Genomic DNA, 8,146 nt, shown 5'->3' with positions numbered 1-8,146 from the left:
CGCCCGCCGCATCAGCGCGACGACGCTGAGCGCCCGGGCGAGGTGCGGGCGCGGGAGGGCGATGGCTCCGACACGCCCGGCCGCGCCGTCAACGATCACCGGCCAGAGCGGTATAGGCTCCGACGCTGGCCCAGACGTCGTCCTCGCGGAACAGATCCATCGCGGATGCCGCCTTGGACAGGAGGTAGCCGACGTTCGTGACCTCGATCTCCTGCCCGCCCGCGATCACGCCCAGCCGGCGCAGGTGGTTCATCTCGCGCGAGACGGTCTCGCGACTAGTCGACAGCCGCTGCGCCAGGACGGCGTGGGTCGGCGCGCGCAGGCCCGTCTCCGCTCGGGCGCGGCGGGCTGCCTCCAGCCGGAGGAGTTCGCAATATAACCGGTGCGAGGCGGGCAGGCAGGCCAGCTGATAGGTCAACCGCACGGCGGCGCTCAGCAAGGCCCGATAGCTCGCCACCGCGACGTCGACGTCGGTCGCCGACATCGGCCGTTCGATCAGGCGAGCAGGGCCTTGCGCACGATAGCCGATGACAAAGGCGGGGTTGCTGACGCCCCGGAACCCGACGACGCAATGCCCGGGCGTCAGCCGGTCGAGACACAGTTCCACCCCCGTCAGCGTGACGATCTCCACCGTCAGCGTTCCGCGCTCCAGCGTTAGCATCATGCCGGGGCTGGCGGCATCGGGGTCGAAGAACTCGCCGGGCCGCATCGACCGGAAACACGTGGCGTCGCCGTGCGCCGTGCCGCCTTCCCGATAACGCGCGCGGAACGGCTGCCCGCCATCGATCCGCTCCCCTATAAGCGTCAACCCCATCCACCACGCCCCCGCGTCCTCTGCTGTTGGACACACTATTCGCGTCATCGGGACGGTGCCTATCCCCAATTTGGGGTATATAGATGTTTGAAGCGTCGACTTTCCTTTAGTATCAACTGCATGCGCATCGAAAAATATATCGTTGATGTTCGGATGTATTTCAGGCCCGGCAAGATGATGGGCGTGACAACAATCACCGTCTTCGCGTGACGGCCGTCACCGCGTCCGACGCTGAAACCTGAAACTCAGGGACATTGCTGGGGAACCGTACCGCGAATCGCGGCCGGAACGGCATGTCCTGGACGTTCAGGTAGGGGGAATATTCATGCGTTTTTCGACAAGGGCTCGGCTGTTCACGGGTTCCGCCACCACGGTGTGCGCCATCGCGATGAGTGCGTCGCCGGCTTCGGCGCAATGCGTGGCGAGCACTTTCACGGTGACCTGCGCCGGCACCACCACGGTCACGCCCGCGAACGCCGCCATCGCCACGGCGACGCCCCCGACGCTCACGCTCAACGTGCAGGCGGGCGCGGTCGTCAACGCCGATGGCGCGAACACGATCTCCCCATCCGCCACCGTCTTCAACGACGCGGTATCCTTCAACAACGCCGGGACGCTGGGAACCGCCGCCGCGCCCGTCAACTTCACCTATTCCGGGTTCAACAATCCCGCGACCAACACGCTGTCGATCACCAACGGCGGCATGATCAGCGGCAGCGTCACCGGCTTCGCGGGCGGCGCCATGACGGCCGGCAACACCGGCACGATCGCGGGCGGCCTCACCCTCGTCGGACCGGGCGCGATCACGCTGACCAGCAGCGGCCCGATCTACGTCGCGAACGGCGGTAGCGGCAGCACGCCCGTGAACCTGCAATCAGCGCGGTCCACCACCGCCACGACGGGCACGGTCGGGGTCAACGCGGCGTCCACGACGACGTTCGCGGGCGGGATCGCCAGCGCGACGATCACTGCGCCCGTCGCCATCCCCGCCGCCGGCACCGCCGTCGCCGTGCCGCAGGGCATCTTCGTCAGCGGCGTCGGTGGGGCACAGCTCAACCTGGATGCGGTGGCCGGCGCGGTGAGCCTCAGCACGGCCAGTTACAACAACACCAGTTCGGTCCCGGGCGGCGGCAACACGGCGGTGGCCGGCGGCGTGACGACGACCAACAACGCTAGTTCGACCACCTATGTGGGCGGGGCGGCATCCGCCACGATCGGCACGAACGCGCAGGTCAACAGCGTGAGCGTGGCGAGCGGTCCCGGCGGTTCGTCGGCGTCGATCGCGGGCAAGGTCGGCTCGGCGACCGCGCCCGGCAGCGTCAGCGTCACGTCGACGCAGGCGGACAGCAGCTTCACGTCCACGTCCACCTCGGCCGCGACGGGCACCACCTTCACCTCGACGAACCGCACCACGCCGGTCGGCGGCGCGGTGGCGATCGACCTCGCGGCGACCGGGCAGGTGTTCGGCACCACGTTCGTCTCCTCCAACAAGGGCGCGGCGACCGCCAACGTCGCCGGCATCGCGGGCACCGGCGCCGGCGTGAATGTCGCCATCCTGGGTGACATCAACGTCTTCAGCCAGGGCACCAGCACCGTCACGACCAGCAATAACAGCACCACGGTCGCGGGCTCCGACTTTTCCAACAGCACCGCCACGACTCGGGCCGCGACGGGCTCCACCGCCGGGGCAATGGTCGCGAGCACCGGCAATGTGTTCGGTTCGCTCACGGTCACGGGCGATACCGGTGCAACCGCCGACAACGTGGGACGCGTGCGCGACAACGTGACCGTCACCAGCGCCCGCTTGCTCAACTCCGTTAGCAACAGCAACTCGCAGACGACCTCGGGAGCCGCCGGCAGCCCGACCAGCGTCGTCTCTCCCATTGCCAACACTTCCGTGTTCAATGCGGTCGGCGGAGCGGCGGCGCTGACCAACCGCGCCACCGGCGTGATCGAGGACAATGTCAGCGTCACCGGCCTCACCGGCGCGACGCTGACCAACGCGGGCGCGATCTTCGGCAACGTGTCGCTGACGTCGGCCGTCTCCAACTCCACCAACGGCACCACGAACTCGACGACGACGACCACGACGCCGGCGACGGCGGGCGGCAACACCGTCCAGGTCGTGACGACGAACGCCAGTTCGTCCAGCTCGACGCAGACGGGCGGTGCCGTCGTGGGCACCTATGGCGGCACGGTCGGGTCGGCATCCGGTTCGGCGCTGACCACGGGCGTTCGCACCGTGAGCCAGAACGGCCAGACCGGCAGCAGCGCCGCCATCAGCGGCACGCTGTTCGCCAATTTCAACGGCACGGCCGGCGCGGCTGGCACCACCAGTTCGTCTACCAACACCACGACCACCACGACGCAGCCGTTCGTCGCGCCGGCGACCGCCGCCAGCGAGACCGTGTCGACCAGCCAGGGCCGCTCGGCGACGACCTGGAACGCGGGCGACAGCGGCATCACCGTGACGGGCGCGCTGCGCAACAACGGCTTCGGCACCGGCAGCCTCGTCAGCCAGACCGGCAACGGCGCGGCCTCGGCCACCGTCACCGGCGGCGCCGTCGAGGGCTCGATCACCGTGTCCGGCGGTACTGGCTCCAACACCACCAACGGCAACGACACGGCGAGCCGGAGCACGACGGCGGCGACGACGGCCCTGCCCGTCGCCCAATCCACCGCGCAATCCAGCTCGACCACCGGTTTCGCGACCAGCTCGGGGGCGGCCGGCTCCGGCGCGGTGACGCTGACCGGCGCGACCGTCGCCGGCGCCGTCGCAGTCAGCGGCCGCGGGACGGGGGCGGGCGGCAACACCGCCGCAACGCTGACCGTCGCCAGCGACAGCACGGTGGCCGGCGGGGTCAACGTCAACACCTTGACCGGCGGCAATGTGCGCACCGACAATGGCGATGTGACCACCCGGACAGGGGCGGTCGTCACCCGCACGGTGAGCGCCAGCTCGGCCGAGACCGCGCCGACCAATTTCGGCAACGCGACGGCGATGGTCGCGGGCCGCACGGGCGCGATCACCGTCAACGGCAATTACGGCAACGCCTCCGCGACGCTGACGGGCCAGAGCACGGGCGGCGTTACCGTCACGGCGAACAACACGCTCAGCAATTCCTCATCGCAGCAGACCTACACGGGCAACAACGCCACGACGCTCGCCGCCCCGACGCAGACGGGCGCGACGAGCAACGGCACCACCAGCAACGTGGGCGGCACGGCGTCGCTCGCGATCAACACGGCGGCGGCGTTGCAGGCGACCTCGACCTCGGCGACCGCCGGTCAGCTCCTGGTCCGGGGCGTCGGCGGCTCGACCCTGACGATCGCGTCGGGCTCGCGCGTGAACGCGGGCAATGCGGGCAACATCTTCGTCGGGCAGACCTATACCAACAGCGCGAGCCAGACGACGCAGACCTTTGCGACCGACGGGGCCCTGTCGGGGCAGACGACGACCAGTTCCACCACGGCGGTCGGCGGAGCCGCCAGCCTGACCAACGCTGGCATCGTCGGCGCGTCGACCGGCTATTTCACCGCTCCGCTGTTCGTCAGCGTGGCGAGCGTCGGCGGCTCCGGCGCGACCAACACCGGCACCATCTTTGGCAGCGTCGCCGCCAACGCGCTGGGGCTGAACACCAGCAGCACGACGACCGGCACCGGGTCGAACGACCCGGTCCTCACGCGCACCGTCACCACCACGACCAACACGGGTGTCGGCGGCGCGGCGAGCGTCACCAACAGCGGCGTCATCTCCGGCCAGGTGACGGCACAGGGCGCGACGGGCACGGTGACCAACAGCGGCGTGCTGCGCAACGGCGTGTCGTTCGGGGCGGCGGTCAATCAGGTCGCCAGCACCGCCACGACGACCGCCACGTCCAGCACCACGACGGTGACGGCGCCGGCGACCCGGTTCGCCCAGGCCTATACGCTCAATCAGAACGGGCTGCTGTTCGGCGGCGTCCTGGTCACCGGCGCGACGATCGCGGATCCGTCGACGGGCGCCGCGACGGGGGCCGTGCTGCGCACCAGCGACATCGCCGCGACCCTTAACCTGAACGCCGGGTCGATCACGACGGGCAACATCATCGCGCAGGTCCTGCCGACCGACAATTCGCGGCTGACCAATACCACGTTGCGCCTCAACGACAGCGGCTATCTCGGGGTCGGCACCAGCGACACGCCATCGGGTGCGCTGGGCGCGGGCATCGGCGCGCTGCGCTTTGTCAACACGCCGAACTACGGGGCCTATGTCGCGACTGACCCGGCGTTGGGCACGCTGACGGGCACGACCTTCTCGCCCAATCTCTTCGTGGCGAGCGGTTCGGCCGTCCGTGGCGTGACGCTGGTCGAGAAGACGGGCGCAGGCATCTTCACGGTGGTCGGCACGCCTTACATCGCCACGACGGTGGGCGGAACGCCGGCGAGCTATACGATGGACGTGGGCACCTTCCGCGTCAGCGCGGGCGAGGTGCAGCTGGGCGTGTCCGGGACCGACCCGGTCACCGGCGCCGGGATCTTCGGCATCCGCGGCAATGTGGAGAACAATGCGACGCTGACGCTGGGCCGTCGCGTCACCGACGGCAGCGCCACCGTGCTCCAGGGCATTGCGGTGCGGGTCGACGGCAACGTAACGCAGGGTGCGACGGGCACGCTGGCGCTGGCCGCCGCGCCGGCGCTGGTGCGCGCCAACGGCACGGCCGTCGGGCCGCTCGTCGCGTCGGGCATCCTGGGGTTCGGCGGCTATGGCGTCGCGCTGACCCCGTTCGTCGCCTATGACCCCACCACCACCAACTCGTTGCGCTCGACCCCGTCCGCGCTGACGGTCAATGGCAATCTGACGCTGGCGGGCGCGGTGTCGGTCACGACCTCGCCGGGGGCCATCTACACGGCCGGCCGCGCGCAGGACCTGTTCACGGTCTCCGGCACCTATTCGGCGACCGGGTTGACGCTGAATTCCGGGTTCAGCTCGCCCTTCCTCACCTTCGCGCTGACGCCGCGCACGGTCGGCGGGACGACGATCGTGTCGCTGGACGTGACGCGTTCGGCGTACAACCGGGTCGCCACTACCAGCAACGCGGCCGCCGCGGCCGACGCGCTACAGGCGGCCATCCCCAATCTGGTCACCCGGATCGCGGCCATTCGCAACCCCAACACGGTCGCCGATGTCCAGGGCTATGGACGGTTGCAGGATCTCGCGACCGTGGTCTCGGGCCTGGATACGCAGCTGACCGCGGCGGATGCCGCGACAGCGTTCAACCAGCTGGCGTCCGGCTCGTTCTATGGCTCGCTCCAGGCGGTGTCGATGACGGCGCCCTTTGGCGAGGCGACCGACCAGCTGCCGCTGACCGCCCCATCCGGATTGGAATTGTGGTTCCGGCCGACGGGACAGTTCGCCAGCATCGACGGCCGGGCGTCGACCGGCGCCGCGCGGCTGCGCTACGACGATTACGGCGGCTCGGCCGGTTTCAGCGTCAGCAGCGGGACGGGTGGGTTCTTCGGGATCGGCGGCGGCTATGGCCGTGTCCGCACGCGCCCGGTGAACTATGCCGCGAAGGCGACGGCTGACACCTATATGCTCGGCGCATTCGCCGGGTATCGCCTCGGCGGCGTCAACCTGGGCGCGCAGGCGGTGTTCGGCTGGTCGAACTGGGATGCGACCCGCGCGCTGCCGCTCTTCTCGCGCACCGCATCGGCGAATTTCAAGAGCAGGGAGTTCCGCTTCACGGCCCGCGCCGCCTATGATCTGGCGTTCGGGCGCGCGATCGCCAGTCCGTTCGTCAAGATCGACGTGCGCGACTATCGCTTTGATGCCTTTGACGAGGACAATGCGGGCGGCATCGGCCTGGCGGTGGGCGCGCGATCGAAGACGGTCTTCGACCCCGAAGCAGGTGTGCGACTGGCCGGCAATTTCGCCGGGATCCAGCCGTTCGCCGAGGCCTCCTACATCTTCCAGAGCGACACCGGGGCATATCGCAACGTCGCCTACCTGGGCGACACGAGCACGACGTTCCGTCTCCAGGGCGTCGATCCGAAGGGCCATGCGAAGGTCGGCGTCGGCATCCAGGCGGACGTCTATGGGGCGACCGTCTATCTCCGCGGCAATTACCTGACCGGTGGCCGGGTCAGCACTGGCGAAGCGCAGGGCGGGTTCATCCTGCGCTTCTGACCCTGAAGGGGAGGCCTGGCCTCCCCTTCGCAACCGCGCCCGAGAAGGTGTCGCAGCCGGCCTGGGACCGTCAGCATGCCGTCAGGCGATCAGAGCCCGAGTTCTTCCTTGAGCTGCTGATTAGCCCGTTTACAGAACCACCTTGGCGGCAAGCTGGCTCAGCGGCGTGTCAGGCGGGAGGTATGGACACATATCGTCGGTGCCTGCGCTCGATCGGCGTTCGCTGACTATCCAGACCTCCTCGCTGGGCATGGCCTGGACGCGATTACCGGCCATGCGGTGCCGGTTATTCTCGGCGAGCGATGTCGCATTGGCCAATGCCGATCGCTGAACTGAACAAGCCCGTGGTTTGGGGCCAAGACTCACAACCACCAAGCGATGAGGGCGGCGAGGCTGATGGCGGCGGCATAGGTTGCGGCGAGCTTGTCATAGCGGGTGTGGCGACGCGTCTGAGTCCTTGAGCCGGCAGAAGGCGCGCTCGACGAGGTTGCGGCGCTTGTAGGCGAGGCGGTCTAACGGGTGGAGGTTGGTGCGGCGTGGTCCGTTGGGGATGACGGGCGTGGTGCCGCGCGCAAGCAGCAGGCGGCGCAGAGCGTCGCTGTCGTAGCGTCGTCGGCGGCGAGCGTCACGGAGGCGGGCAGCAGCGCGATCAGGTCCGGTGCGACCGGCGCATCGCCGCGTTGGCCGGGCGTGATGGTGAAGGCGATCAGCCGACCAAGTCCGTCGACCAGCGCGTGCAGTTTGGGCGTCGGGCCGCGCCGCGAGCGGCCTGTGGCGTTGGCGTGAGCCCCCCTTTGCCGCCCGCCGCGCAGCGGTGCGCTTTGGCCCTGCCCTTCGACACGGTGCGCTGGAGTCGCAAGGTCGCCTCGGTTCGGGCGACGGGGCGGGGGTGCCACGCGGTTGCCTTCGCCGACGGCTCGCGGACCAAGGCGACGCTGTTGGTCGGCGCGGACGGTGCCTGGTCGCGGTGCGCCCGCTCGTGACGGACGCCCGACCCGCCTACGCCGGCACCTGCTTCCTCGAACTACACCTCGCCGCCGACGATCCGCGCGCGCGTATCGCCGCGGCGGTGATCGGCTCGGGCACGCTGATGGCGGTGGCACCCGGTCAGGGCATCCTGGCCCACCGCAACGCTGACGGCAGCATCCACACCTATGTGGCGG

Annotated in this window: 2 protein-coding genes and 1 pseudogene; 2 read left to right on the top strand and 1 reads right to left on the bottom strand. The window is 69.4% G+C overall.

The window, feature by feature from the left end:
- Positions 1-88: 88 nt before the first annotated feature.
- Positions 89-862, bottom strand: a complete 774-nt coding sequence (locus HUU95_RS03595; protein WP_174278850.1) for a helix-turn-helix domain-containing protein — start codon at positions 860-862, stop codon at positions 89-91.
- A 370-nt stretch (positions 863-1,232) separates the two neighbouring features.
- On the opposite strand from HUU95_RS03595, the gene HUU95_RS03590 reads away from it, so the two are divergent.
- Both HUU95_RS03590 and HUU95_RS03585 read left to right on the top strand, forming a co-directional pair.
- On the top strand, positions 1,233-6,983 hold the full coding sequence (locus HUU95_RS03590; RefSeq protein WP_174278849.1) for a hypothetical protein: 5,751 nt from the start codon (positions 1,233-1,235) through the stop codon (positions 6,981-6,983).
- A 979-nt stretch (positions 6,984-7,962) separates the two neighbouring features.
- Positions 7,963-8,146: pseudogene (locus HUU95_RS03585) on the top strand (FAD-dependent monooxygenase); the annotation flags it as partial.

The organism is Sphingomonas bacterium, assembly GCF_903643065.1.
GTDB lineage: Bacteria > Pseudomonadota > Alphaproteobacteria > Sphingomonadales > Sphingomonadaceae > Sphingomonas.
The sequence above is the reverse complement of the archived record's forward strand: the minus strand, read 5'-3'. Positions and strand labels throughout refer to the sequence as shown.

Excerpts from the sequence above, each read along its gene's own strand:
- HUU95_RS03595 (WP_174278850.1), bottom strand. The coding sequence starts at position 862 with ATGACGCGAATAGTGTGTCCAACAGCAGAGGACGCGGGGGCGTGGTGG.